This is a genomic window from Falsiroseomonas ponticola (assembly GCF_016805305.1).
Classification (GTDB): Bacteria; Pseudomonadota; Alphaproteobacteria; order Acetobacterales; family Acetobacteraceae; genus Falsiroseomonas; species Falsiroseomonas ponticola.
Genome location: NZ_JAERQN010000016.1, coordinates 49,566 through 75,962, shown reverse-complemented (window position 1 = coordinate 75,962; position 26,397 = coordinate 49,566). Strand labels below are relative to the sequence as shown.

24 protein-coding genes are annotated in these 26,397 nt (G+C 70.2%); 5 read left to right on the top strand and 19 right to left on the bottom strand.

Annotation, left to right across the window (positions count from 1 at the left end; all coding sequences use genetic code 11):
- Nucleotides 1–741 precede the first annotated feature (741 nt).
- The 3 genes from JJI54_RS29475 to JJI54_RS29465 all read right to left on the bottom strand — a co-directional run bounded on the left by JJI54_RS29475 (nt 742) and on the right by JJI54_RS29465 (nt 3,494).
- A complete protein-coding gene (locus tag JJI54_RS29475) occupies nt 742–1,695 on the bottom strand; it encodes a tripartite tricarboxylate transporter substrate binding protein (protein ID WP_203077014.1) in 954 nt (317 codons plus the stop codon).
- Between the two features lie 84 nt (nt 1,696–1,779).
- Nucleotides 1,780–2,724, bottom strand: a complete 945-nt coding sequence (locus JJI54_RS29470; protein ID WP_203077013.1) for a dioxygenase family protein — start codon at nt 2,722–2,724, stop codon at nt 1,780–1,782.
- A gap of 92 nt (nt 2,725–2,816) precedes the next feature.
- The gene (locus tag JJI54_RS29465) at nt 2,817–3,494 is read right to left on the bottom strand and encodes a polysaccharide deacetylase family protein (protein WP_203077012.1); all 678 of its coding nucleotides are present in this window, start codon (nt 3,492–3,494) and stop codon (nt 2,817–2,819) included.
- 223 nt (nt 3,495–3,717) lie between these two features.
- Here JJI54_RS29465 and JJI54_RS29460 point away from each other — a divergent pair, with 223 nt between their 5' ends.
- Both JJI54_RS29460 and JJI54_RS29455 read left to right on the top strand, forming a co-directional pair.
- Nucleotides 3,718–4,470 carry a GntR family transcriptional regulator gene (locus tag JJI54_RS29460; protein WP_203077011.1) on the top strand — a complete coding sequence of 251 codons (753 nt, stop codon included), beginning with the start codon at nt 3,718–3,720 and terminating at the stop codon, nt 4,468–4,470.
- A gap of 21 nt (nt 4,471–4,491) precedes the next feature.
- On the top strand, nt 4,492–5,535 hold the full coding sequence (locus tag JJI54_RS29455) for a 5-methyltetrahydropteroyltriglutamate--homocysteine methyltransferase (RefSeq protein ID WP_203077010.1): 1,044 nt from the start codon (nt 4,492–4,494) through the stop codon (nt 5,533–5,535).
- 209 nt (nt 5,536–5,744) lie between these two features.
- Here JJI54_RS29455 and JJI54_RS29450 read toward each other — a convergent pair whose 3' ends face one another.
- From JJI54_RS29450 to JJI54_RS29415, 8 genes are read right to left on the bottom strand one after another with little or no spacing between them, the layout of a single operon-like run.
- A complete protein-coding gene (locus JJI54_RS29450) occupies nt 5,745–6,665 on the bottom strand; it encodes an SRPBCC family protein (protein WP_203077009.1) in 921 nt (306 codons plus the stop codon).
- A gap of 12 nt (nt 6,666–6,677) precedes the next feature.
- The gene (locus JJI54_RS29445; protein ID WP_203077008.1) at nt 6,678–7,508 is read right to left on the bottom strand and encodes a phosphoenolpyruvate hydrolase family protein; all 831 of its coding nucleotides are present in this window, start codon (nt 7,506–7,508) and stop codon (nt 6,678–6,680) included.
- Between the two features lie 2 nt (nt 7,509–7,510).
- Nucleotides 7,511–8,707, bottom strand: coding sequence for a Tm-1-like ATP-binding domain-containing protein (locus JJI54_RS29440; protein WP_203077007.1), 1,197 nt, complete (start codon nt 8,705–8,707; stop codon nt 7,511–7,513).
- An 11-nt stretch (nt 8,708–8,718) separates the two neighbouring features.
- Nucleotides 8,719–9,420 carry an ABC transporter ATP-binding protein gene (locus JJI54_RS29435; RefSeq protein WP_203077006.1) on the bottom strand — a complete coding sequence of 234 codons (702 nt, stop codon included), beginning with the start codon at nt 9,418–9,420 and terminating at the stop codon, nt 8,719–8,721.
- Nucleotides 9,420–10,166, bottom strand: a complete 747-nt coding sequence (locus tag JJI54_RS29430; protein ID WP_203077005.1) for an ABC transporter ATP-binding protein — start codon at nt 10,164–10,166, stop codon at nt 9,420–9,422. The genes JJI54_RS29435 and JJI54_RS29430 overlap by 1 nt, the downstream gene beginning before the upstream one ends.
- Before the next feature lie 43 nt (nt 10,167–10,209).
- Nucleotides 10,210–11,475 carry an ABC transporter substrate-binding protein gene (locus tag JJI54_RS29425; protein WP_203077004.1) on the bottom strand — a complete coding sequence of 422 codons (1,266 nt, stop codon included), beginning with the start codon at nt 11,473–11,475 and terminating at the stop codon, nt 10,210–10,212.
- Nucleotides 11,472–12,530, bottom strand: a complete 1,059-nt coding sequence (locus JJI54_RS29420; RefSeq protein ID WP_318987609.1) for a branched-chain amino acid ABC transporter permease — start codon at nt 12,528–12,530, stop codon at nt 11,472–11,474. Before JJI54_RS29420 ends, JJI54_RS29425 begins: the two co-directional genes overlap by 4 nt.
- Nucleotides 12,523–13,398: a branched-chain amino acid ABC transporter permease gene (locus JJI54_RS29415; protein WP_203077003.1), complete on the bottom strand. Its 876-nt coding sequence runs from the start codon at nt 13,396–13,398 to the stop codon at nt 12,523–12,525. Before JJI54_RS29415 ends, JJI54_RS29420 begins: the two co-directional genes overlap by 8 nt.
- Nucleotides 13,399–13,562: 164 nt before the next feature.
- Between JJI54_RS29415 and JJI54_RS29410 the strand changes: the two genes are divergently transcribed.
- Nucleotides 13,563–14,144: a phosphoenolpyruvate hydrolase family protein gene (locus JJI54_RS29410; RefSeq protein WP_203077002.1), complete on the top strand. Its 582-nt coding sequence runs from the start codon at nt 13,563–13,565 to the stop codon at nt 14,142–14,144.
- Here the strand turns inward: JJI54_RS29410 and JJI54_RS29405 are convergent.
- Genes JJI54_RS29405 through JJI54_RS29370 form a run of 8 tightly spaced genes read right to left on the bottom strand, consistent with a single transcriptional unit; the run spans nt 14,108 to nt 23,874 of the window.
- Entirely contained in the window at nt 14,108–15,745 is a 1,638-nt protein-coding gene (locus JJI54_RS29405) for a phosphoenolpyruvate hydrolase family protein (protein ID WP_203077001.1), read from the bottom strand. The two genes, JJI54_RS29410 and JJI54_RS29405, sit on opposite strands and share 37 nt — an antisense overlap.
- A 29-nt stretch (nt 15,746–15,774) precedes the next feature.
- Nucleotides 15,775–17,088: a xylose isomerase gene (xylA, locus tag JJI54_RS29400; RefSeq protein ID WP_203077000.1), complete on the bottom strand. Its 1,314-nt coding sequence runs from the start codon at nt 17,086–17,088 to the stop codon at nt 15,775–15,777.
- Nucleotides 17,085–18,566 (bottom strand): xylulokinase, encoded by a 1,482-nt coding sequence (gene xylB / locus JJI54_RS29395; RefSeq protein WP_203076999.1) that lies wholly within the window; start codon nt 18,564–18,566, stop codon nt 17,085–17,087. Before xylB ends, xylA begins: the two co-directional genes overlap by 4 nt.
- Nucleotides 18,566–19,747 carry a Gfo/Idh/MocA family protein gene (locus tag JJI54_RS29390; protein WP_226382226.1) on the bottom strand — a complete coding sequence of 394 codons (1,182 nt, stop codon included), beginning with the start codon at nt 19,745–19,747 and terminating at the stop codon, nt 18,566–18,568. Before JJI54_RS29390 ends, xylB begins: the two co-directional genes overlap by 1 nt.
- Before the next feature lies 1 nt (nt 19,748).
- A complete protein-coding gene (locus JJI54_RS29385) occupies nt 19,749–20,804 on the bottom strand; it encodes a sugar phosphate isomerase/epimerase family protein (RefSeq protein WP_203076998.1) in 1,056 nt (351 codons plus the stop codon).
- Nucleotides 20,805–20,836: 32 nt separating this feature from the next.
- On the bottom strand, nt 20,837–21,658 hold the full coding sequence (locus JJI54_RS29380; RefSeq protein WP_203076997.1) for a carbohydrate ABC transporter permease: 822 nt from the start codon (nt 21,656–21,658) through the stop codon (nt 20,837–20,839).
- Nucleotides 21,658–22,596, bottom strand: a complete 939-nt coding sequence (locus JJI54_RS29375) for a carbohydrate ABC transporter permease (protein WP_203076996.1) — start codon at nt 22,594–22,596, stop codon at nt 21,658–21,660. The genes JJI54_RS29380 and JJI54_RS29375 overlap by 1 nt, the downstream gene beginning before the upstream one ends.
- Nucleotides 22,597–22,611: 15 nt before the next feature.
- Nucleotides 22,612–23,874 (bottom strand): ABC transporter substrate-binding protein, encoded by a 1,263-nt coding sequence (locus JJI54_RS29370; protein WP_203076995.1) that lies wholly within the window; start codon nt 23,872–23,874, stop codon nt 22,612–22,614.
- A 199-nt stretch (nt 23,875–24,073) separates the two neighbouring features.
- Between JJI54_RS29370 and JJI54_RS29365 the strand changes: the two genes are divergently transcribed.
- Entirely contained in the window at nt 24,074–25,276 is a 1,203-nt protein-coding gene (locus JJI54_RS29365) for an ROK family transcriptional regulator (RefSeq protein ID WP_203076994.1), read from the top strand.
- 22 nt (nt 25,277–25,298) lie between these two features.
- Nucleotides 25,299–26,396: a Gfo/Idh/MocA family protein gene (locus tag JJI54_RS29360; protein WP_203076993.1), complete on the top strand. Its 1,098-nt coding sequence runs from the start codon at nt 25,299–25,301 to the stop codon at nt 26,394–26,396.
- Nucleotide 26,397: the final 1 nt, after the last annotated feature.

Genomic DNA, 26,397 nt, shown 5'->3' with positions numbered 1-26,397 from the left:
TCTCGATCACCGCCTCCAGGGCGGGCCAGAGAAGCTAGCGGATCTCCCGCTCACCTTCAAGACCACCTCGTCGTCGGTGAGCGCTTTCTAAGTCCGCCACCCACAACTGTCAAACACCACCCAACCCATCCCACTCACACACAACAAACCCAAGGAAATCCTGGGGCCGACGGGCAACCAGCGCCGGCGCCCGGCATCCCGCCACGCCACCGGTCGAGACTTATCCACAGAAATCGCACTCGACCGGCGTCGCGTCGCAGCGGTCTTCGGTCCTGAGCCGGTCACCGCCGCCCCGCGCGCCGCTGCCGTGATGCTCCGCACATGCCGATGCGCTGCCCCGGCGCGCCGGCAAGGCCGCCAGCCTCGACGTGGGGAGGAGCCGCAACTGGGTCTTATTGAAGCGGGACAGGGCGCCGCGCTGCCGGGGACGCCTCGGCGCGGGCGCACGACGGCTCATCGACATGGCACATCACCGCCACATCCTGCGCCTCACCGCGCCAGGAACGGATCGGTCACCCTGTCGAAGGGGGGGGTCGCGGGCTGTCCCGCAAACACGCCCGCGGCAGCGCCCACCAGCGCCCGGGCCCGCGCCCTACCGGACGGCTGATGCTGCGCGGGACGCCCGTTCCCGCCGACGCACGCAGCCAGCACGCCTGGGCAGGCACGGCACCCTGCCCCGGGGCTTGAAACGCACGGCCCGGCAGCGCTTCACGCCGCCGGGCACCAGACCTGCCGTCGTGCCTACTGCACCGTGATCCCACGCAGCAGCACGGCCTTCTGCTCGATATCCTGCTGCAACCGGCGATTGAAGTCGGCCGAGTTCAGGAAGTAGTTCGAGGGCTGGGACGCGTTCCGCGCCGCGTTGCGGTAGCTTTCCGTCTGCGCGGCGGCGGCGCAGGCCGCCTCGATCCGCGCGATGCGGTCATCCGGCGTCCCGGTCGGCGCGAAGAGACCGCCGAAGCTGGCCGGCGCCACGTCAAAGCCCTGCTCCATCGCGGTCGGCGCCTCCGGGAAGTCCGGGTGGCGCTGCGCGTCGAAGACGGCGAGGATCCGCACGTCGTTCCGGCCCGCCGCCGAGCCCAGCACGATCGACCCGACATCGAGCCTCCCGGCCAGCACCTCCGTCATCACCGACGCATCGGCGCGGAAGGGTACGTGTTCCACCTGCACGCCCGCCGCCTGCGCCCACTGCACCATGGCGAGGTGGGGGATGGAGGTCACGCCGAGCGTCCCGTAGGTGACTTGGCTCGGCCGCGCCCGCGCCGCCGCCTGCAGGTCGCGCAGCGACCGGAACGGGCTGTCGGGCCTGACCACCAGCGCCATGGAGTTGCTGAAGACCTGGCAGATGGGGCGGAAGGAGTTCCGCTGCAGCCCGGACTGCGCCTGGATGACCGGCAGGACGGAGGCGACGAGCGCGGGCACGAACAGCAGGGTGTAGCCATCCGCCGCGGACCGCGCGACAGAAGCCGAGCCCACCGCGCCGGCGGCGCCGTCCCGGTTCAGCACCACGGCGGATTGCCCCAGATGCGGCTGCATCGCCGCCGCCAGGGCACGCACCAGCAGATCGATCGCATTGCCCGGCGGATACGGGATGACGATCTGGACGGGGCGGCTCGGGTAGGCCTCCTGCGCGCGCGCCGTGAAGGGCAGCGCCAGGCCGGCCGCGGCCGCGGCCAGGCTTCGACGGGTCAGCATATCGACTTTGTTCCCTGTTTGATGGCGATCTTGGACGGGGGGGGGCCGGCGGCGCATGGGCGCCGCCGGCGGCAGACGGGCGGCTCAGCCGGCCGGCATCAGCTTGGACGGATCGGACCCGACCCGGCCCGCCGGCACGAGCTTCGAGGGATCGGAGCCGACGCGCCCGCCCGCACCGTCCAGGTCCTTCGACATGGTGAAGTCGTAGCGGATGCTGGGAAGGCCCTTGATCGGCGCGTCCGGCAGGTCGAGCGACGGCATGATCACCAGCGACTTCGACACGCCGAAGACGGTGTCGCTGTCCACGTGCTTGTCATCCGCGAAGTACAGCGCCGTCACCAGTTCCCGGTAGCCGGGCGCGGCGATCAGGGTGTGGATATGGGCGGGGCGGAAGCCGTGCCGGGCCTGGCGCTTCACCAGGTCGCCCACCGGGCCATCCATCGGGATGGAGTAGCCGAGCGGGCGGAAGGTCCGGAAGTGGAAGCGGCCATTCTCGTCGCACTGCAGCTGCCCGCGCATGTCCATCGTCGTCGGGTCATAGGCCTGCAGGTCGTAGTGGCCATCCTCGTTGGTCTGCCACACATCCATGACGGCGTGCGGAACCGGCTTGCCGTCCGAATCCGTCACCTGCCCGTAGATGACGATCTCCGACCCCTTGGAGACATTGGCGAGCGTGCCGCCGAGCGGAATCTTCGGCGCGCTCTCCCGGAAGAAGGGGCCGAGCAGGCTGGTCTCGGTACCCGCGGCCTCGCGCCCGCCGGCGTCATGCATCACGTTCACCAGGCGCGACAGGCCGATCACGTCGGACAGCAGGATGAATTCCTGCCGGTAGGGCGTGCAGGCCTGGCCGACGGCGGTCATGAAGGCGATGCCCTTCAGCCATTCGTCGGGCGTCAGGTTCACCTCGCGCGCGAAGGCATGGAGGTGGCGGACCGCGGCTTCCATGATCTCCTTCAGCCGCGGGTCGGGGGTGGTGGCCATCTGCTCGATGACGGCGTCGGTCACGTCGTTGACGTTGAGGTCCTGCACTGCTTCCTCCTGTCGCCTGCGCCGGGCGGCGCGGGAATGGGCGTTGTTGCGTTCGGCCTGCGCCGCCTGCATCGCATGGCGGCCGGGTGGTGTCAGCCCGCCTGGTCCGGCGGCCGCGCCGGCACCTGCACGTAGTCGCCAAGGCCAGGACCCGCTTCGCCGCGCCGCATCGGCAGGCATGCGTCCGGGAAGTCCTGGCGGAATGTCGCGCCGGAATCCTGCAACCGTCCGAGGAAGGCGTCGAGGTGCCGCATCGCGCCGTTCGGCAGATCATGGAGCACCAGCACGGGCCGTGCCTGTTCCAGGCACTGGCGGAAGGCCGTGGGCGGCCATCCATCCGGGTCACGCCAGTCGCCGGGCACCGCGCTCCAGGTGACGACGGTGTGGCCACCTGCCGCCAGCAGGTCCCGCGCCGCCTCGCTCAGCAGATGCGGGCCGAGCTTGCCGCCGCCCCCCACCGGCCGGAACAGGCGGTCAGGATGGGCCAGCGGGCCGAGCTCCCTCTCCGTACGCAGGATCTCGGTATCCGCATGGCCCGCATCCGAACGCCCGCCGAGCGGGCCGGAATGGGTCCAGGTGTGGTTGCCGATCCAGTGGCCTTCCTCGCGCGCCCGCTCCGCCACACCGCGCCGGACAGGATCCCGCAGCTTCTCGCCGATGACGAAAAAGGTGGCCCGCACGCCGCGGCGGCGCAGCACATTGAGGACCGCCGGCGTGACCTCCGGCTCCGGGCCGTTGTCGAAGCTGAGCGTGACGGCGGGGCCACCCATGGATGTTCAGCCCCCTGCCGCGCCAGCCGGGCCCGCCGACCTTGGCAACAGGCCAGGCGCGGGCCCGGCATCAGCCGTCCCGACCGACCCTCCCGCCTCCCCGAGCGACCATGGCGGCATGCCGAACCTTTCCCGCAGGGCGAGTGTTTTCCCGACAAAACTCTCGATAGGCCCGTTTCACCGACTTGTCGAGCCGGGATGCGCGCGCCATGGTAGCCGGGCAATGAGCACCACGGCCGCCGATACCGACCGGCACGCCTCGCCCGATACGCAGGCGACGGCGGTGTACCGGCGCCTGCGCTTCGACATCCTCGAAGGGCGCCTCGCGCCCGGCGTCCGGCTGAAGGTGCAGCAACTATCGGCAGTCTATGGCGCGGGCCAGGCCCCGCTGCGCGAAGCCCTGGCCCAGCTGGCCGCCGAGGGGCTGGCACGCCGGATCGAACAGCGCGGCTTCCGTGTCGCGGATGCCGACCCGGCCGAGTTTGCCGGGCTGATCCGCACCCGCTGCCTGGTCGAGGCCACGGCGCTGCGCGAATCGATCGCCCGTGGCGACGCCGCCTGGGAAGACGCCGTCGCGGCGGCGGAGCGGCGGCTGCAACGCCTGCCGCGCTCGCTCGAGCAAGGGCGCTTCGTTGCGAACCCGGCCTGGGAAGCGGCGCACCGGACCTTCCACGGCGTGCTGCTCTCCGCCTGCGATGCGCCGCCCCTCCTCGCCTTCTGCGCCAGGCTGCGGGAGGAAGCGGATCGCTACCGCGCGCTCGCCAACGCCGTGGCCTATCCCGGCCGCGACGTGGCGGTGGAGCATGCGGCCATTGCGGAGGCCGCGCTGGACCGTGACGCGGACCGCGCCGCGACCCTGCTGGCCCAGCACCTCGGCAGCACCGGGGAATTCGTGCGCCTGGCGCTGGAGCGTCGCACGGCGAGCGCCGCCAAACGGCATGCCGCATCACCCGGTATCGGGTCGGCAGCCCCCTAGAGACAACGGAGACGACGTCCCATGCCCGCATCGAAGCCCCTGCTGCCCACCACCGTGGTCGGCAGCTATCCGCAGCCGGCCTGGCTCGTGGACCGCAACATCCTGGTCAAGAACAACGTCGTGCCGCGCGTGCGCCTGAAGGAGATCTGGCGCGTGGCGGAAGATGCGCTAGAGCAGGCGCAGGATGACGCGACGCTGATCGCCATCCGCGACATGGAGCGCGCCGGCATCGACATCATCACCGATGGCGAGATGCGCCGGGAGAGCTATTCGAACCGCTTCGCCCTGGCGCTGGACGGCGTGGATGTGGATACCCCCGCCATCGTGAGCGGCCGCAACGGCAAGCCGACCCCGGTGCCGCGCGTGGTCGGGCCGATCCGCCGGCGCGAACCCGTGGAGCTGCGCGACATGCGCTTCCTGCGCGCCAACACGGATCGCCTGGCGAAGATCACCCTCCCCGGCCCCTTCACCCTCTCCATGCAGGCGGTGGATGAGCATTACGGCGATGAGGAGGCCCTCGCCATGGCCTATGCCGAAGCCGTCGCCGAGGAGGCGCGGGACCTGAAGGCCGCCGGCGCCGACGTCATCCAGCTCGACGAGCCCTGGCTGCAGGCGCGGCCGGAGCAGGCGAAGCGCTACGGCGTGAAGGCGATCAACCGCGCCCTCCAGGGCGTGGAGGGCACGACGGTGGTGCATCTCTGCTTCGGCTACGCCGCCGTGGTGTCGGACAAGCCCTCCGGCTATTCCTTCCTGCCGCAGCTCGCCGACAGCAGCGCGTCGCAGATCTCGATCGAGGCGGCGCAACCGAAGCTCGACCTCGGCATGCTCTCCGACCTGTCCAACAAGACCATCATGCTCGGCGTCCTCGACCTCGGCAGCGCGGAGGTCGAGACGGCGGAGACGGTCGCCGCGCGCCTGCGCGCCGGGCTGCGACATGTGCCGGCCGAGCGCCTGGTGGCGGCGCCGGATTGCGGCATGAAGTACCTGCCGCGCGACCGCGCCTTCGCGAAGCTGAAGGCGCTGGCCGAGGGCGCGGCCATCGTGCGGCACGAACTGCAGGGCTGAGCGATCCCCGGCACGCGTGCCGGGCGGCGCGAGCACGGCGCTTCCTATGAGGCGCCGCGCCGCCCGCATGCTCCGGGCTGTGCCAGGCACCGACGATGCCCCTGGCGGCCGGGCATAGGGCGAGCCAGGCCGTGGGGCCCAGCCGCGGCGTCAGGCGTTGCCTCAAGTGGAGCACGGCCGGGCGCCCCGCCTCGCCATCGCCCAAAAGGTCAGCCGGTGCGCCCGAAATGCCGGCGCGCGACGGTGTGGAACGCCTTCAGATAGACGTTCTGCTCCGTATTCGGGATCAGCGCCACATCGTCCCGCGGGGACGCCACCCAATCGCCGAACCAGGTGCCGAAGGTACGGTTGCCGTCGGTCACCGGCCACAGCCGCGGTCCGCTGACATAGTTCATCCAGGGAAGCCCGGACTTCGTGATGAAGTAGGAAAAGCTGCGCTCCGTATCGTCGAGGTGCAGCAGCTTCTCGTTCAGGTGCCCATCGCCGAACAGGAAGTCCCGCGTGCCGGACACCTTGTCGCTGCGCACGCCGTCCAGCATGTGCATCTTCGTGATGTCGTCATGCCAGCCGCCCATGCCGGCGAAGTCGCGGATGATGGACCATACCGCGTCCACCGGCCCGTCGATGACGGTGCTGCACCAGGCCTTGCTGGGCGGGAAGCCGCTCCAGCGCTGCGCGCCCGCCGACGCGGCGCGGCCGGCCACGCGCGGCTTCAGCGAATCCCAGCCGGCCTGGAAGACGGCGTTGGAGACGATGTCCACATACTTGCCGGCATCCGCCGGCGCCTCGTCGAAGGTCGCCTCCCATTCGGCGAAGGTCCTGTCGCCATCGGTCACCGGCAGCAGCCGCATGCGGGCCAGGTAGTTCGTCACCGGGAAGGCCGGCGTCTCGAAGTTGTAGGTGAAGCTGTAGTCGCGATCGTTCAGGCTCAGCAGGCGTTCGCGCACCAGGGTCCCATCGGGCAGGTGGAAGCGGCGCACGCAGCCCACCACGTCGGAATCCAGGCCATCCTCGATCTCCGATCGCGCGATGGCGGCATTCCAGGCAGGCAAGCCGTTGAAGTCACGGACGATGTCCCAGACGGCTTCGACAGGGGCATCAAGGATGGTGGAGGCATAGGCGCGGGCCATGGCGTGAATCCCTCAGAAGGAGATCGACTTGAACTCGCGGGTGCGCTCGGTCAGCGCGGTCTCGGTCGGCAGGCGTTCCATGGAGGAGGCGCCGTAGAACCCGTTGATGTTCGTCGTGTTGCGCAGGATGAAGGTCGCGTCCTCGGGCGTTGCGATCGGGCCGCCATGGCAAAGCACGATGATGTCCTTGCGCACGCGCCGCGCGGCCGCGGCCCAGTCATCGATCAGCGCCGGGCAATCCGCGAGCTTCAGCGCCGTCTGCGCGCCGATGGCGCCGCCGGTGGTGAGGCCGAGATGCGCGACCAGGATGTCGGCGCCGGCCTTCGCCATCTCCGCCGCCTCCTCCGCGTTGAAGACATAGGGCGTGGTCAGCATGTCCTTCGCATGGGCCAGGCGGATCATGTCGATCTCATGCCCGAAGCCCATGCCGGTCTCCTCCAGATTCGCGCGGAACACGCCGTCGATCAGGCCGACGGTCGGGAAGTTCTGCACGCCGGCGAAGCCCAGCGCCTTCAGCTCATCCAGCAGGTGATCCATGATGGCGAAGGGATCAGTGCCGTTGACGCCGGCGATCACGGGGGTGCGCTTCACCACCGGAAGCACCTCCCGCGCCATCTCCTTCACGATCTCATTCGCGTTGCCGTAGGCGAGGAGCCCGGCCAGCGAGCCGCGCCCGGCCATGCGGTAGCGGCCGGAATTGTAGATGACGATGAGGTCGATGCCGCCGGCCTCCTCGCATTTCGCGGAAAGGCCGGTGCCGGCACCACCGCCGATGATCGGCTCTCGCCGCGCCACCATGCCGTTGAAGCGGGCGAGCAACTCGCTGCGGGTGAAGCGGGGCATGGTCAGGCAATCTCCCGGAAGGCCGCGAGCACGGCCTCCACGAAGGCAGGGTCGTTGATCGCGGCCTGCACCTCGATCAGCCTGCGGTTGGGCGCGGGCACGAAGCCGGCGCGGATGGTATCGAACAGCGCCGCATCGGCGGCGGGGTCGTGGAAGGGCATGCCGGGTACATCGATGGCCGAGACGCCGCCGAGCGGCAGCAGGAAGCGCACCGGGCCTTCCATGGCGTTCAGCCGCTCCACGATGAAGCGCCCGATCTCCGCATTCTCCGCCGGCCTCGTCCGCATCAGCGTGACCTGCGGATTGTGGACATAGAGGTTGCGACCCGCGAATTGCGGCGGCACCGTCTCCTTCGCGCCGAAATTCACCATGTCCACCGCGCCGACGCTGCCGACATAGGGCAGGCGCGTGCGGATCGGCGCGCCGAAGCGATCGGCATCGCAGGGGAACACGCCGCCGACCAGGAAGTCCGGCACCTCCGTCGTCGTGATGTCGATCAGGGCCGACACGAGGCCGGAATCGGCCAGCTTCTCCATGCTGCGCCCACCGGCACCCGTGGCATGGAAGACGTAGCATTCATGCGTCGGCTCCAACGCCGCCCGCAATTGCGTCACGCAGGCCGTGGTCACGCCGAACATCGTCAGGCCGATGCCCGGCTTCTCGGTACCCGATGCCGCGGGCGGCGCCGTCAGCGCCATGCCGGCCGCGGCATGCGCGGCGTTGGCGATGACACGCCGGGAGATCGCGTTGATCCCCGCCACGTCCACCACCGAATACATCATCGTGACGTCGGACGGCCCCACATAGGGCGCGACATTGCCGGCGGCGACGGTGCTGACCATCAGCTTCGGCGTCCCGATCGGCAGGGCGCGCATCGCCTGGGTGACCAGCGCCGTATTGCCCGACCCGCCCAGGCCGAGCACCGCGCCGATGTCGCCGCGGGCCACCAGCCATCGTGTCAGCGCTTCCGCCATGCCGGCCACCGCGCGGCCGCGATCATCGAGGCCCAACACGCCGCCGGCGCCGTCCGGGTGATGCGCGGCGATCTCGGCGGCCGTGACATCCGCGCCCGCGGCCGCGCCCCGCGTCCCGACATCCACCAGCACCGGGTCGGCACCCGCGCGGCGCACGCAGGCGGCGGCGAAGCGAAGCTCTTCCGCCTTCGTGTCCATGGTGCCGATGACATAGACCCTTGCCATCCCGTCCTCCGTCAATGTCCGCCGGCTGCGACGCCGAGGTAGCGGCGCTGCAGCTCCGTATCCTCCGCCAGGTGGCGGGCCGGCATCGTCGCGGCGATGCGCCCCGTCACCATGATCGCGACTTCCTCCGCCACCGCCGTCGCCACGCGCAGGTTCTGCTCCACCAGCAGCAGGCCCATGCCATCAGCCGGCAGGCCGCGCAGCAGGCCGATCAACTGCTCCACGATCACGGGCGCCAGGCCCTCGCTCGGCTCGTCCATGATGACGAGCTTCGGGTTCATCAGCAGCGCGCGGGCGATGGCCAGCATCTGCTGCTCGCCGCCCGACAGCTCCGTGCCGCCGTTGCGCCGGCGCTCCGCCAGGCGGGGAAAGGTCGCGTAGACGCGATCGATATCCCAGCGCGCGCCGCGCACCGCCACCAGGCGCAGATGCTCATGCACGGACAGGGACGGCCAGGTGCGACGCCCCTGCGGTACCAGCGCGATGCCGCGCCGCGCGATGCGGAAGGGGGCCAATCCGTTCAGCCTCTGGCCGTCCAGCGTGATCTCGCCCGCCGCGGTGCCGACCAGGCCCATCACCGCCTGGCAGAGCGTGGTCTTCCCCATCCCGTTGCGGCCGACGATCGCCATCGGCTGCGCGCCGACCGACAGCGCCACGCCTTGCAGGATATGCGCCTGGCCGAAGCGCACATGAAGATCGCGGACCGCCAGCATCAATGCCCGCCCCCGAGGTAGATGGCCTGCACCACGGGATCGTCCTCGATCCGGTCGGGGGGCGCTTCCACCACCACCTCCCCGTCCTTCATCACCGTGACGATGTCCGCGGCGGGCAGCGCGATATCCATGTCGTGCTCGATGAGGATCAGCGTCAGCGTACGCGGCAATTCCCGCAGCAGCCGGAGCAGCTCCGGCCGATCGCCCGGGGAAAGGCCGGCAGCGGGCTCGTCCAGCATCAGCACGCGGGGGTCGCCGGCCATCGCCATCCCGACCTCCAGCTGCCGCCGCTGGCCATGGCTCAGATTCACCACCTCCGCATCCAGCAGATGCGTCAGGCGCATGCGGTCCGCCAATTCCCGCGCCTTCGCCATCGCGGCATCACCGGCTGACGGGCGAAGGAAGGAGAAGCGGTTGGGCCTCAGGCCGCGCACCGCGATGAACAGGTTCTCCAGCACGCTGAGCCCGTTGAACAGCAGCGAGGTCTGGTAGGTGCGCCCGATGCCGAGCCGCGTGCGCTCATGCGGGCGCAGCTTCGTGATGTCCTTGTCGAACAGCGCGATGCTGCCGGACGTCGGCGGAAAGTCGCCACAGATCGTGTTGAACAGCGTCGTCTTGCCCGCGCCGTTCGGGCCAAGAACGGCGCGCCGCTCACCCGGCATGACGTCGAAGCTGACGTCACGCAGGGCTTGCAGCGCGCCGAAGCGACGGCTGACGCCGCGCAGGCGGATGGCCGGATGGGTCACGGCGATTCCGTCGGTCGTTCAGCGCCAGCCTTCGGCATCACGGTCAGGCCACGCAGCCCGCATTGTCGCGCGACGGCGAGCCGAGGCCGAGGAACTGCGCCTCCGGCATGCCGAGCGTCTGGTTGACCGCCCGCGCCCGGTCGAAGGCCACCACCACGGCGCTGCCGCCACGCTCCTCGATCCGGTTCAGGAAGATGTCGGAGATGGCCTGGCGATTGTGGTCGAGCTTGACCGCGGCACCCGTCGGCGCCGTGACCTCCGCCGCCGCCATGGCACGCTGGAACGCGGCCTGGTTGCCGGAGAGGTCGCCATTCGTCGCGCGCAGGCCGGCCAGGATGCCGTAGAGGTTCGTGACGTAGTTGACGCCGTGGATGGAGGGGGACGCGAAGCCGCCCTCATTCGCCCAGCGGCGGCGGTAGCGCGCGACGAAGTCGTTCCAGGTGGGATCATCGATGATGTCGGCGATGGGGCCGCCGGAGAGCATGCCCATCATCACGCGGCGATGCGGCCCGCGGGCGGAGAGCATGGTCTGGTCCGCCATGATCGACCCGCCCACCAGCGGCTTGCTGCCGCCGGCCTGCGCGTATTGCGTCATGAAGGCAAGCCCGTCCGTGCCACCATGGACGATGACGATGGCGCCGGCATTGGACCGGTTGATCTGCGCGATCTGGGAGGTGAAGTCGGTGGTGCCGAGCGGCGCCCAGTACTGCGTCACGCGCCCGCCCAGGCGGCAGAATTCCAGGTTGAAGCCGAAGACCTGCGCGTAGGGGAAGGCGTAGTCGCCCGCGGTGATGGCGACTTCCCGGATGCCCATGCCGTGGATATGCCGGCCGAGCCCCGCCATCCACTGCGTGCCATCGGTGGAGAAGCGGAAGAAGTTGGGCGAGGGGTTGCGCAGCGTCGTATCCGAAGCGCCCGAAGACCCGTTGACGATCGTCTTCCCCGTCAGGGTGCGGGAGAAGTCGCGCAGCGCAATGCCCTCCGCGCCCGAAAGCGGGCCGAGGATGATATCGACGTTGTCCTGTTCGATCAGCTTGCGCGCGCGCGCCAGGGCAACGTCGGCCTGGGCGTTGGAGCTTTCGCGGATGAACTCGATGCGCCGGCCGCCGACCGTGTGGTTGATGCGCTCCAGCTCCATCTGCACGCAGCGGAAGGCATCCTGCCCGCCGGTGGCGAAGGGGCCTTCCAGCGTGGTCAGCCCGCCGATGCGGATGGGCGCGTTCTGCGCGATGGCGGGCAGTGCCAGGCTGCCGGCGGCAAGGCCCGCGCCGCCCAGCAGCGCGGCACGGCGGGTGATCATGGTGGTCATGGCGTCGTTTCCTCTCCTGCTTGTTGACGTGGCGCGCGGGCTCCTTGGACCCCGCCCGTGTGGCCCCGCCCCGCCCCCAGCAGCCGGCGCAGCTTCGTGCCGATGCCGATCGCGCCATCGGGCGAGACCAGCACGATCACGAGGAAGACGAGGCCGATGAGGGTGTTGAAGCGGTCGCGGTCGTAGATCGTGGCCGCGAAGGTGTCGAAGACGGTGAAGATCAGCGATCCGATGAAGGCGCCGGCGGGATGGCCGAGGCCGCCCACGACGCTCATGATCAGGATGTTCACCGTCGCGCCGAGCCCGATCGTGCCCGGCGAGATGCCGATGTTGTAGATGGTGGACAGCACGCCACCGCAGCCCGCGATGAAGCCCGCCACGCCGAAGGCGGCGATGCGGTGGAGCCCGACGGAATAGCCGAGCGCCGCGACGCGGCGCGGATTGTCCCGGATCCCCTGCAGCACCAAGCCGAAGGGCGTCTTCACGAGGTAGAGCACGCCGAGGAACAGCGCCGCCGCCGTGCCGAGCGCGATGTGGTAGAAGACGAAGGCATTGCGGAAATCGAGGCCGAAGACCGTCGGGCCGACGACGTTGCGGATGCCCTCATAGCCGTTGAACCAGGCGATGTTCGTCTCGATGAAGCGGAACACGCCCATGGCGAGCGCCAGCGTGATCATCAGCAGGTAGATGTCGCGCGTGCGGACGCTGATGGCGCCAACCACCAGCCCCATCACCGTGGCGGCCAGCAGGCTGAGCGGGATGGCCGCGGCGTAGCCCCAGCCACCGACGATCCGCGGCAAGGCACCCTCCACGAAGATCGCCAGCGTGTAGCCCGCGACACCCGCGATCATCATCTGCGCGAGCGAGATGAAGCCGCCATAGGTCGCGAGGAAGGTGAGCGACATCGCGATGATGCCGAAGACGATGGCGCGGCCGAGGATGTTCGCCGTCCAGAACTGCGCCTGGTTCGCCGGCATGAATTGCGGCAGCAGCCAGGGCAGCGCCAGCAGCAACGCCAACACGACCAGCGTGGCAGGTATCGCGCGCCTATGCACGGCCCAGGATCCCCTGCGGCCGCAGCGCCAGCACGGCGACCATGATGACGAAGGTCAGGATCACCGAATAGGTCGGGAACAGCGCCTGGCCGATCTGCTCCGCGAGGCCGATCAGCACGGCACCCACCGCCGTACCGGTGACGCTGCCCATGCCGCCCACGATCACCACCACGAGGGAGATCAGCAGGAAGCGCCCATCCGCCCCCATGGCCAGCGGCTGCGCCGTGGCGCCGATGACGCCGCCGAGCCCCGCCAGCGCCGCGCCCAGGGCGAAGACCGCGATGCCGACCAGCGGCACATTGACCCCGCAGGCGCCGAGCATCTGCCGGTCATCCACGCCGGCGCGGATCATGATGCCAAGCCGCGTCCGGTTCAGCAGCAGCCAGAGCCCGATGCCGACCGCGACCGCGACGCCGATCTGCACCAGGCGGAAGGTCGGGTAGCCGCCGATGCCCGGCAGCTGCGTCGCGCCGAAGATCGCATCGGGGGCGAAGAACTGCCGCGGCGTGCCGCCATAGAAGGCGAGGAGCTGGTCGGCCACGATGATGGACAGGCCGATCGTGACCAACGCCTGCCGCAGCTCCTGCCCCTGCATCCAGCCGAGCAGCGCCACCTGCACCGCCGCGCCGAAGACGGCCGCGAAGGCGACGCCGGCGGCGAGGCCGGCATACCAGGCGTACCAGACATCGCGGTCATAGAGCGGTTCGAAGACCGCGTAGCCGACATAGCCCGCCACGAGATACATCGCGCCATGCGCCATGTTCACCACGCGCATGAGCCCGAAGATGAGCGAGAAGCCGCTGGCCACTACGAAGTACAGCGCGGCGAGCGTCAGCCCGTTCAGCACGATGGTCGCCGCGAGATCCATGCCCTCGACCGATCCTCCCCGGGCGGCGTCATCGCGCCGCTTTCGGGGGGCACCATGGCGGCCGGGCGGGCGGGGCCGCAAGATGACAGAGCGGCAATATTGGGTAAGATTGGGTCATGCCCCCGCACCCCACCGTCCTTCAACCTGAGGCCCGGCTCGACGCCTTGAGCCCGCAGCGGCGCGCCCGCAGCGTCTTTCTGCCCGCGCTGGAGCCCTTCCCGCCGGAGAGCTGGCCCCTGGTCGCGCTGCTGCCCGTGCTGGACATCAACGGCGCGCTCCGCGCCGCGCTGCAGGCCAGGCGCCCCTTCCGCAGCGCGCCGCCCATCGCCGGCCTCTTCGCCTGCGACCCCTTCCTCCGCCTCGCGGACATGGTGGCGGCGCTGCGCCAGGCGGGCATCACCGCCGTGGTCAACTACCCGACGGTGCAGCTGTTCGAGGGGGAGACCGCGGCCGCGCTCGCCGCCGTCGGCTACCGGGCAGAGGCCGAGTTCCGTCTCCTCCAGCGGCTGGGGGAGGCCGGCTTCGCCACCATCGCCTGCGCCGTCACGCGCCGCGGCGCCGATGCCGCGCTCGCCGCCGGCCACCGGCGCATCCTGCTGCATCCGGGCCTCTTGCCGCCGCCCGACCCGCAGGCATGGTGGGCCGACCTTGCCGGCCATGTCGCGATCGAGGGCGGGGAGGCGCTGGCCTGGGCGGCCACCGCCAGCGGTCAGGTCTCGATGCCGAGGCGCCGCATCCGGTTGTAGAGCGTCTTGCGGCCGATGCCGAGGAAGGCCGCGGTCTCTCCTCGCCGGAAGCGGTGGCGCCGCAGCGCGTCCAGGATCCAGCTCCGCTCATCCGTCGGTGATGGCGCCGAGACCGCGCTGGCCGGCCCCAGCTGCGCCTCCAGCGCCGCCAGCGTGATTCGCCCGCCCGGCGCCTCGGTCGCGGCACGGGTCAGCACATGGGCCAGCTCGCGCAGGTTGCCGGGCCAGCTGCGGGCCATGAGGAAGCGCAGCACGCCGGGGTCCAGCTCCCCCGATCCGCGATGCAGGCCACGCAGCATGGCCCTGGCCAGCAGCGGCAGGTCGTCCAGCCGCTCCCGCAGCGGGGGCACCACCAGGCGCTGGGCGGAGAGGGAGCGCGCCAGCGCCTCTCCGCCCGGGGGATGGGTCAGCACCAGCCTTGCGCGGGGCACACGCTCGCCGGGCTTGGCGAAGCGTTCGAAGGTGCCGCGCTCGATCCAGTCCGCCAGCTGCGTCCGCAGCGTCGGCGGCAGCGCATCGGCGTTCTCCACCACGACCGTGCTGTGGCGCAGCGCCAGCAGCGCGGCGGGCCCGCCGCCGCCGAACAGCCGCGGGCCGATATTCTCCCGCGCGTCGAGCAGCGTCAGCGGCCCGGCGCGGCGGCTGCCCTGGTGGATCGCGCGGGCGACGGTCGTCCGCCCCGATCCGGGCTCGCCCTCCACCAGGATGGGCAGGTCGGTGGCGACCAGCCGCGCCACCCGCGCGGCCAGCTGCCGCATGGCCTGGGATCGCCCGGCCAGCCCCGGCAGTCGCTCCGCCTCCCCCGCCGGTTCGTCGCGCAGCAACGTGGCCGTCTTGAAGGCGGAGGTCGTTTGCATCACCGACATCTCGAGCGGCAGCCGGTCGAGCGTCGATCCGCCGACATAGCCATCGGCGCGGGACGCATCGCAGACCTGCATCAGGTGGCCCGGCCCCACGATCGGCCCGCCTTCGACGAAGCAGAGCGTGCCCGGCGCCCGGCGGCGGACATGGGCGAAGACCCGCCTGGCGCGTTCCGCCGCCTGGTCGATCGGCACGCCGCTCGGCACGCCCTGGCTGCCGCCGGAATTCCAGCCGAAGTTGAGGCAGAGCCGGCCCACCCCGGCATCCACCAGCGCATCCGCCTCCGCCCGGGTCTTGGCATAGCCGAGCGTCGCGAGCCCGAAGCGCGGCGCGGCGCGGATCAGCTCGACCTCCCGCCCGAAGCCGAGACCGGCCTGTTCCAGCGCCGCGCGGAAGGCACCGTCGTGGTGGATGGCGGTGGGGAAGTTCGCCACACCCTGGTAGCCCGCATCCCGGATACGGCCGAGCAGCGCCTCCACCGACATGCGCGGGTCGCAGGCGGCGGCGCCGAAGAAGACGGGGATGGCGACGCGGTCCAGGATCTCGCTGCGCGCGAAATCATCGGTGAAGGCGTTGCTGTCGCGGATCGGCAGCATCGCGGCGAGCGACGGCGCGCCCATGACGCGCAGCCGCCCGGCGCTCAGCGCCAGCAGGAAATCCGCGCCGCCATCGGCCGCGGCGCGGGCGGTCATGCCAAGGCCGATGGCCGCGCCGACGAGAAGCTCGATCCGCCGTGCCATTCACGACTCCTCCGGCGCGGAGGATGCAATCAGGCGAAGCGCGCGGCCAGGTTTTCCAGCGCTTCCTGGCGGCCGCTGCGGGGCGCGGGGCCGGCGCCACCGGCTTCTGCATGCGCCGCCAGCGCATCGAGCCCCATGCGGCCTTCCAGGATCGCCCGCCCCGTCGGCGCATCCCAGCCCGCGTAGCGTTCGGCCCGCAGCCGGTCGAGCGTGCCGTCCTGCACGATGCGTTCAGCGATCAGCAGGGCGCGCGCGCAGCAATCGAGGCCGCCGGCATGGGCGTGCATCAAATCCTCGGCGTCGATGCTCTGGCGCCTGATCTTGGCGTCGAAGTTGATGCCGCCCGTGCCGAGGCCGCCGGCGCGAACCACCTCCAGCATCGCCAGCGACAAATCCTGCGCATTGTTCGGGAACTGGTCGGTGTCCCAGCCATTCTGCGGATCGCCCCGGTTCATGTCGAGCGAGCCGAGGATGCCGAGCGCGGCGGCGGTTGCGATCTCATGCTCGAAGCTGTGGCCGGCGAGTGTCGCGTGGTTGGCCTCGATGTTCACCTTCACCTCCTTCGCCAGGCCGTGCCGGGCGAGGAAGCCGTACACCGTCGCGACATCGCGGTCGTATTGGTGCTTGGTGGGCTCCATGGGCTTGGGCTCGATCAGGATGGTGCCCTTGAAGCCGATCCGGTGCTTGTGATCGACGACGAGGTTGAGGAAGCGTCCGAGTTGCGCATCCTCCCGCGCCAGGTCGGTGTTGAGCAGCGTATCGTAGCCTTCGCGACCGCCCCAGAGCACGTAGTTGGCACCGCCCAGGCGGTGCGTCGCCTCCAGCACATGCTTCACCTGGCCGGCGGCGAAGGCAAAGACCTCGGGGTCCGGGTTGGTGGCGGCGCCGGCCATGTAGCGGGGATGGCTGAAGAGGTTGGCCGTGCCCCAGAGCAGCGCGATGCCGGTGCGGGCCATGTGAGTCTGCACCACCTCCAGCATCCGGTCGAGGTTGGCGTTGCTCTCCCGCAGCGTGGCCCCCTCCGGCGCCACGTCCCGGTCGTGGAAGCAGAAGAAGGGCAGGCCGAGGCGCTCCATGAAGGCGAAGGCCGCCTCGGCCTTCATGCGCGCGCCTTCCATCGGATCGGATGCGCCGAACCAGGGGCGGTCCATGGTCGGCGCGCCGAAGGGATCGGCGCCGGTGCCGACGAAGGAATGCCAATAGGCGACGGAGGGGCGCAGCCATTCCGCCATGGTGCGGCCCAGCACGACGCGGCTGGCATCGTAGTGCCGCAGCGCGAAGGGCCCCGTGGCGTCCGGGCCGGCGTAGCGGAGGTGCGGCAGGTGGTCGAAGGCGGTGCTCATGCGGGCTGTTCCATGCGGGCGGTGTCGGCGAAAACGTCACGCAGCGCCGGATAGAGGCGTCGGTATGCCTCGCGCCGGTTGAGAAGCGAGGCGGCGAGCGCGGGATCCGCTTCGTGGCAGGCGGCGACGGGCGGCTTCACGCAGGTCTCCGCCACCGTGCCGTCGCCGCAGGCGATGCGCGCCAGCCTTGCGGCGCCGAGGGCGGGCCCGACCTCCGCCCCCGCCGTCGCCAGGATCGGCCGGCCGAGCGTGGCGGCGAGGATGCGGAGCCAGGCGGCGCTGCGCGCGCCGCCGCCGATCGCGGTCAGCGACGGGATGCGCGGTCCCGCGGCCTCCAGTGCCTCCACCCCATCGGCCAGCGCGAAGGCGACGCCTTCCAGCACCGCGCGGGTCAGGTCTGCGCGGCTGGTGCTGCCATGCAGGCCGAAGAAGGTGCCCGTGGCGGCGGCGTCGTTGTGCGGCGTCCTCTCCCCGGAGAGGTAGGGCAGGAAGACAAGACGCCCTTCGGCGCGCAGCCCCTCCCCTTCCATCTCCGCCAGCAGCGCCGCTTCCGGCGTGGCCGTGGCCCGCGCCAGCCAGGCGAGGGAGGCGGCGGCGGAGAGGATGACCGACATGCGGTGCCAGGTATCCGGCAGACAGTGGCAGAAGGCGTGCACGGCGCGTTCGGGGTCGGGCAGGAAGCCCTTGTCGCTGACGAAGACGACGCCGGAGGTGCCGAGCGAGACGAAGGCATCGCCGGGCGCCACGCAGCCGATGCCGACCGCGCCGCCGGCATTGTCCCCGGCGCCGCCCGCCACCGGGATGCCCGCCGGCAGGCCGAGTTGCGCCGCGACATCGGCGCGCAGCCGGCCGGCGACCTCCGTGCCCTCCACCAGACGCGGCATGTGGGAAAGGTCGAGCCCCGTCGCCGCCAGCATCTCGGGAGACCAGCGCCTTGCCGCCACGTCGAGCCACAGCGTGCCGGCGGCGTCCGACATCTCCGACACCGCCTCCCCGGTCAGGCGCAGGCGCAGCCAGTCCTTGGGCAGCAGAACGCGGCGCGTGCGGGCGAAGATTTCGGGCTCATGGTGCCGTACCCAGAGCAGCTTGGGCGCGGTGAAGCCCGGCATGGCGAGGTTGCCGGTGATGGCGCGGGACCGCGGCTCCGCCGCCTCCAGCGCCCGGCATTCCGCGTGGCTGCGCCCGTCATTCCACAGGATGGCGGGGCGCAGCACCTGCTCCGCCCCGTCCAGCAGCACGGCGCCATGCATCTGGCCCGCGATACCGATGCCGCGCAGGCCGGACAGGTCCCGCTGCCCGCGCAGCGCGGCGATGGCGGCGACGGTCGCGTCCCACCAGTCGCGAGGGTCCTGCTCGCTCCACAACGGATGCGGATTGGACAGGCTGAGTGGCGCCGTCGCCTGGGCCAGCACCTCCCCCGCCGCGCCGGTCAGCACGGCCTTCACGCCGGAGGTGCCGAGATCGAGGCCGAGATGCATCAGGCGGGAATGTCCGTCCAGGCGGCGTCGCGCTGGCTCGAAGCCACCGCGGCCGCGATGAACCGCATGCCGCGCAGCCCCTCCGCGATGCCGGGCACCAGCAGGCAGGCAGGGTCGGGGTCGCGCCCGTCGATCCGGGCCGTGATCTGCTCCGCCAGGTCGCGGTAGAGCTGCGCGAAGCCTTCCAGATAGCCCTCGGGATGCCCGGCCGGGATGCGGCTGGCATGGCCGGCCACGGCGGAGGAACCGGCGCCGGAGCGGCTGATCAGCCGGGACGGTTCGCCGAAGGGCGTGTGGCGCAGCGTGTTGGGCTGTTCCTGGTGCCACTCCAGCCCGCCCTTCTCCCCATAGACGCGGAGCTTCAGGCCGTTCTCGTTGCCCGGCGCGACCTGCGACGACCACAGCATGCCCCGCGCGCCGCCGGCGAAGCGCAGCATCATGTGGGCGTTGTCGTCGAGCTGCCGGCCCGGCACGAAGCGGGTGAGTTCGGCTGCCAGGCTTTCGCAGCGAAGCCCGGTGACGAATTCGGCCAGGTTGAAGGCATGGGTGCCGATATCGCCGGCGCAGCCCGCGGCGCCCGACCGTTCGGGATCGGTCCGCCAGGCCGCCTGCTTCTGGCCGGTCTCCTCCAGCCGCGTGGTCAGCCAGTCCTGCGGATATTCCACCTGCACGACACGCAGCGCGCCGAGGTCACCTTGCGCCACCATCTCCCGCGCCTGCCGCACCAGGGGATAGCCCGTGTAGTTGTGCGTCAGGCCGAAGATGACGTCGGTGCGCGCCAGCATCGCAGCCAGCGCTTCCGCATCCTCCAGCCGATGCGTCAGCGGCTTGTCGCAGATCACATGGATGCCGCGCCGCGCGAAGGCCTGCACGGGCCCGGCATGCCGGTGGTTTGGCGTGACGATCGCGACCACGTCGATGCCATCGGGCCGCGCGGCCTCGGCCTCCGCCATCGCCTCGTAATCCGCATAGGCGCGGTCGGGCGCGATGTGCAGGTCGGCGGCGCTGGCGCGGGCGCGATCGGGGTCGGAGGAGAGCGCGCCGGCCACCAGCTCATACCGGTCATCCAGCCGGGCGGCGATGCGGTGCACGGCGCCGATGAAGGCCCCCTGCCCGCCGCCGACCATACCGAGGCGCAGCCGCCGTCCCGCCGCGCCGTCCCTGCCTGCCTCGATCACCATCTCAGCCGATCCCCAGCAGCTTGCGGTTGGTCGCCATGTCCACGCCGCTGGCGGCGAAGTCATCGAAAGCGCGCGACGCCACCTGGATGATGTGGTTGGCGATGAAGGGCGCGCCTTCCGCGGCGCCCTGTTCGCTGTCCTTGATGCAGCATTCCCATTCCAGCACCGCCCAGCCGTCGTAGCCGTATTGCGAGAGCTTGGAGAAGATCGCCGCGAAATCGACCTGCCCGTCGCCCAGGGACCGGAAGCGGCCCGCCCGCTTCACCCAGGGCTGGAAGCCGCCATAGACGCCCTGCCGCCCGGTCGGATTGAACTCAGCGTCCTTCGCGTGGAAGGCGCGGATGCGCTGGTGGTAGATGTCGATGTAGTCGAGATAGTCGAGCTGCTGCAGCACGAAATGGCTGGGATCAAAGAGGATGTTGCAGCGGGGGTGGTTGCCGACGCGCTCGAGGAACATCTCGAAGCTCGCACCGTCATGCAGGTCCTCGCCCGGATGGATCTCGTAGCAGACATCGACGCCGGCTTCGTCGAAGGCATCGAGGATGGGGCGCCAGCGCGCGGCGAGTTCGTCGAAGGCCGCCTCCACCAGGCCTGCCGGGCGCTGCGGCCAGGGATAGATGAAGGGCCAGGCGAGCGCGCCGGAGAAGGTGGCATGCGCCGTCAGGCCGAGGTTGCGCGAAGCCCGCGCCGCCAGCTTCATCTGCTCCACCGCCCAGGCCTGGCGCGCCTGCGGCTTGCCCCGCACCTCCGGCGCCGCGAAGCCATCGAAGGCGAGGTCATAGGCGGGATGCACGGCGACAAGCTGGCCCTGGAGATGGGTGGACAGCTCCGTCAGCGCCAAGCCGTGCTGGCCCAGGATGCCCAGCACCTCCTCGCAATAGCCGCGGCTCTCCGCGGCCTTGGCGAGGTCGAAGAGGCGCCCGTCCCAGGAGGGGATCTGCACGCCCTTGTAGCCATGGCCGGCGGCCCAGCGCGCCATGCCGGCCAGGCTGTTGTAGGGGTCGGCGTCACCCGCGAACTGGGCGAGGAAGATGGCAGGGCCCTTGATGGTCCGCATATCGTTGTTTCCTCCGGTCTTTTGGTCGGGCATCAGCCCTTCACGGCACCGCTCGTGAGCCCGGCGACGATCTGCTTCTGCGCGACAAGGAAGAAGACCACGGCGGGGACGAGCGTCAAGGTGATGAAGGCCAGGATCATCGGCCAGTCGGTGGAGTATTCGCCGGCGAAATCCATGATGGTGAGCGTCCAGGGATAGGAGCGGGACGAGTTCAGCAGCGTCAGCGGCAGCAGGTAGCTGTTCCAGCTATGCACGAGGGAGAAGACCGCGACCGTCGCCAGGATCGGTCGCGATAGCGGCAGCACCACATGCCAGAGGAAGCGCGCATAGCCGCAGCCATCGATGGTGGCGGCATCCCACAGCGCCTCTGGCAATTGCCGGAAGAATCCCCAGAGCAGCAGGATGGCCATGCCGAGTCCGAAGGCGGTTTGCGGCAGGATGACGCCCCAATAGGTGTCGAGCAGGCCGAGATTCCGCACGCGGATAAAGAGCGGCAGGATGGCCGTCGCGGCGGGGAAGAGCAGCCCCATCAGGAAATAGGAGAAGAGCAGCTTCTTTCCAAGGAAATGGATCTGCGCAAAGGCGAAGGCCGCCATGGTGGAGACGATGAGCGTCAGCACCACCGTCCCCAGCGCCAGCAGCACCGAATTGCCGAGGGAGAGCCAAAGCCGCTGGCTGAAGAGGGAGGAGAGGTAGTTGTCGGGGAACCAGGATTCCGGCAGGCCGAAGGGGTTCACCCGCAGCTCGCCCATGGTCTTGAAACCGCCGATGGCGACGGTGAGGAGGGGCACGAGCACGAAGCCCGCGACCAGCAGCAAAGAGAGGTAGCGGAGCAGCGGCGATTCGTCGCGCATCAATCACGCTCCCGCAGCACGAAGCGCCGGTAGAGCAGCGTGAAGCCGACGCAGACCAGGAAGAGCACCACGCCGACCGCGCTGCCGAAGCCGATGTTCATGCGTGTGATGCCGAAGGTGTATTGGAAGCTGACCACGGTATGCGTGGCGTTGGAGGGCCCGCCGCCCGTCAGCGGCATCACCACGTCGAAGAGCTGCAGCGATCCGACGACGGAAAAGAAGATGGAGATGCGGATCGCCGGCCACAGCATCGGCAGGATGACGTAGCGGAAGGACTGCCAGCGCGAGGCACCGTCGATCGCCGCGGCTTCCTTCAACTCCCGCGGGATGTCCTGCAGCCCCGCGACATAGATCATCATGTGGAAGCCGAAGTACTTCCAGACCACGACGGCAAGGATCGTGTAGATCGCCATGTCGGGATCGGCGAGGAGGAAGGGCGGCTCGAAGCCCAGGGCGCGCGCGGCGGCGGCGATCAGCCCGACATTGCCATCGAAGATGAAGCGCCAGATCAGGCCGGCCGCGACCTCCCCCAGCACATAGGGCAGGAAGAAGATGGTGCGGAAGATCGTGCTGCCGCGCCCGCCGCGCGCCACCAGCATCGCCAGCCACAGCGCCAGCGGCAGTTGCAGCAACAGGGAGACCGCGACCACCATCATCGTGTTGGTGGCGGCGGAGGCGAAGACGGCGTTGCTGAACAGCAATTCGTAGTTCCGCCAGCCCACCCAGTTCGTCGGCGTGCCGTAGCCGTTCCAGCGGTAGAAGCTGTACCAGGCCGCCTCCACCACCGGCAGCACGACGAAAAGGGTGAACAGAAGCGTGGCGGGCAGCAGGAAGCCGCCCGCCGTCGCGGTGCGGGACAGCGCCGCCCGCCGCCTTCCCCGCCGGCGCTCGGCGGTGCCGAGTGCGACGTCGGCCGGCAGGGTGCTCGCGCCGCTCACGGTCCCGCCTCCTCCTTACCGCTCCAGTTCCCAGGCGTCCTGGATCAGCCGGCCGACCTGGCGCGGCGTGATGCGACCCACGGCCAGGTCGGCGGAGGTGTCGTTGGCCACGCGGCCGACCGACGGGCCAAGCATCTGGTCGTAGAAGTTCTGCACATAGGCGGCGCGGGAGAGGTAGCCCGCGATCTCCCGCAGCGTGCGGTTCTGAAGCGCCTCGCCAGCGCCGCGGGAAGCCGGGATGAAGAAGCCGCGTTCCGCCGCTTCACGCTGGATGGCGGGGCTGGTGTAGAAGCGGAGGAAGTCCACCGCCTCCGGCGGCGCGCCGCGCGTCACCAGGAAGCCGTTCACGCCGCCGACCACGTCGTTGCTGGCGGCACGGCCGCCGGGCACTTCCGGGAAGGGCAGCCAGCCGAAATCGGCATCCGGCACGCCCTGCTGGTTCGCACTCTGCGTGCGCTGCGTGTTGACGAACCAGTTGCCCATGACCTGAAGCGCCACGCGGCCATCGCCGAACTGCCCGGCCGCCTGCGGCGCGGTATCGCCGAGGAAGCCGCGCTGGAAGGGTTGCAGGTCGATCAGTTGCTTGAAGAGCTCGCTGGCGCGCAGGAAGTCGGGGCCGTTGAAGCCCTGGCCGGTGCGAGCTAGCGCGGCCTCGAAGGCCTGGCGGCCGCCGACGCGCAGCGACAGGCTGGCCCAGATCATGTTCAGCGGCCATTTGTCAGACCCGCCGGCGCTGAAGGGCTGGATGCCCGCGGCGCGGAGCTTGCGCACCGCCTCCAGCATCCCGTCCCAGGTCCGCAGGCTCTCGGGCTCCACACCCGCCTGGGCGAGCAGGCGGCGGTTGTAGAACAGCGCCACCATCGTCTGGTGCGACGGCGCGCCATAGACGCGGCCGCGATAGCTCAGCGCCTCCACCGCGCCCTGGTTCAAGCTGTCCGCCCAGGGGCCGCGGATGCGGTCCGTGATGTCCTGCAGCAGGCCGGCCTCGACCTGCGCGAACATCACGCCGCCGCCCCAGGTGTAGATCAAATGCGGCCGGTCGTTGGATTGCAGGGACGTCGTGAGCTTCGCCTTGTAGGGCTCGCCCGACATCACCTCGATATTGAAGCGGACATTCGGGTTGGCTTCCTGGTAGCGTCGCGCCACGTCGCGCTGCCAGACGGTGGTCTCGGGCGTGCTTTCCGAGATGAACCATCGGATGGTGGTCTGGGCGAGGGCGGGAAGCGAGGAGACCATCAGCGCCGTGCATAGGACGGCCGAGCGCAGCCACATACGCATCGTTTCCTCCATCGCGCCGTTCGGGCGCTTGGTTATTTCGGGCTCCGTAGAAAGATGACGATTGGCCAGCGGCCACGTCAACCATGATCTGCAATCTGACGATCTCGACGCTCATTTTTTTTGTCTGCCTGATTAAACACCTTGACCTGTGCGGCAGCCCCACCCGATCCTCCCCGCCTTGGGAGAACACGACGTCCGCATGAAAACGGCCGATCCGGAGCTCATGCGGGCGATCAACCGCTACCACGTGATCGACACCATCCGGCGCGAGGGCCCGATCGCGCGGGTGGAGATCGCCGCCCGCACCGAACTCAGCCCCGCCTCCGTCTCCGCCATCACGGCGCAGCTGATGGAGGAAGGGCTGATCGACATCCACCATGTCGCCCCCGGCGGGGATGCCGTGCGCGGGCGGCCGCGCGTGCTGCTCGGCCTCAATCTCGCCGCCTACACCGTCGTCGGCGTCAAGCTCACGGCCTTCCGCATCGGCATCGCCGTCACCGATGCCCGCGGCGGCAGCCTGAGCAGCCTTGTGCTGCCCATCCGCGTCGCGCGGCAATCGCCGGAGGTGGTGGCCGATCTGGTGGAGGATGGCGTGCGGCGCTGCGTGGCCGATGCCGGGCTGGCGATGGACCGTATCAGCGGCGTTGGCGTGGGTCTGCCCGGCGTGATCGACGGCATCGACGGTGTCTCCCACTGGAGTCCCGTGCTGGGCGGCACACCGGCACCCTTCGCCGCTGCCGTATCACGGCGCCTCGGCGTGCCCGTGCTCCTGGAGAATGACGCGAACCTGGTCGCCGTCGCGGAACACTGGTTCGGCCTGGGTCGCGATCACACGGCCTTCGCCGTCGTGACCGTGGAGAACACGATCGGCCTCGGGCTGATCGTCGATGGCAAGCTCTATCGCGGCGCCCATGGCATCGGGCCGGCGCTGGGCCACACCAGGCTCGTCCCGGGCGGCCTGCCCTGCCGCTGCGGCCTGCGCGGCTGCCTGGATGCCTATGCCTCCGACTGGGGCCTGCTGCGCATGGCGGAGGAGGCCGGCCTGCTGCCGCAGGGCGACGACGCGCCCGACCGGATCGAGGGCCTGGTCCAGCGCGCGCTGGCGGGCGAGGAGGCCGCGGCCGAGTTGTTCCGCGGTGCCGGCCAGGCGATCGGCATCGCCGTCAGCAACCTGGTGAACCTGCTGAACCCGCCGCGCGTCATCCTGACCGGAGAGGGCCTGCGCGCCGGCGCGCTGCTGCGTGATCCGCTGCTGGAAGCGGTGGCGGAGAACATGCTGCCGACGCTGAAGGAAGGGACGGAGATCCTGTTCCACAGCTGGGGCGACGAGATGTGGGCGCGCGGCGCCGCCACCATCATGCTCCGCCGCATCTACGAAGCCCCCTGGAACGCCACGACATGACGGGGCACGGAGGAAGAGAATCATGGAACCGGTCACCGTCGGCCTGATCGGCTGCGGCAATATCAGCGCTGCCTATCTGCGGGCCGCCGCGCAGTTTCCCGAACTGCGCATCACCTGCTGCGCCGACATGAACGCCGAGCAGGCGGAGCGCCGCGCGACGGAATTCAACCTACGCGCCACGACGGTGGAGGCGCTGCTGGCGGATCCCGCGATCGAGGTGGTGCTGAACCTCACCACGCCGCAGGCGCATGTGCCCGTCGGCCTCGCCGCCATCCGCGCGGGCAAGCATGTGCACACCGAGAAGCCGCTCGCGACCTCGACGGCGGAGGGCCGCACCCTGCTGCAGGCGGCCGCGGCGGCGGGGCTGCGCGTCGGCAGCGCGCCGGACACCTTCCTCGGCGGCGCGCACCAGACCGCGCGCAAGCTGATCGATGACGGCGCCATCGGCACGCCGCTCTCGGGCACCGCCTTCATGCTCAACCACGGGCATGAGCATTGGCATCCCGATCCCGCCTTCTACTACGCGCCGGGCGGCGGCCCGATGTTCGACATGGGGCCCTACTACCTGACCAACCTCATCAACCTGCTGGGCCCCGTCGCGCGCGTCACCGGCGCCACCACCAGCGGCTTCGCGGAGCGCATCGTCGGCAGCGGGCCGAAGACCGGCGAGGTGATCAAGGTGGAGACGCCGACCCACGTCACCGGGCTGCTGCATTTCGTAAACGGCGCTGTCATCGCGGTGACCACCAGCTTTGATGTCTGGCAGCACCGCCATGGCAACATGGAGATCTACGGGACGGAGGGTACGATCGTCGTGCCGGATCCCAACCGCTTCGGTGGCACCGTCTCGCTCGCGAAGCGGCGGGAGGCCTGGGCGGACATGCCGCTCTCCCACGGCTTCGCCGATGGCAATTTCCGCATCCTCGGCCTGGCGGACATGGCGCGCGCCATCCGCACCGGCCGCCCGCATCGCTGCAACGGCGATGTCGCCTACCATGTGCTGGAGATCATGGAGGCCTTCGGCCGTTCCAGCGACGAAGGCCGCACCATCCCGATCGACAGCCGCTGTGAGCGGCCCGCCCCCCTGCCCGCGCGCAGCGTGCTCGGCGATCTCGACTGAA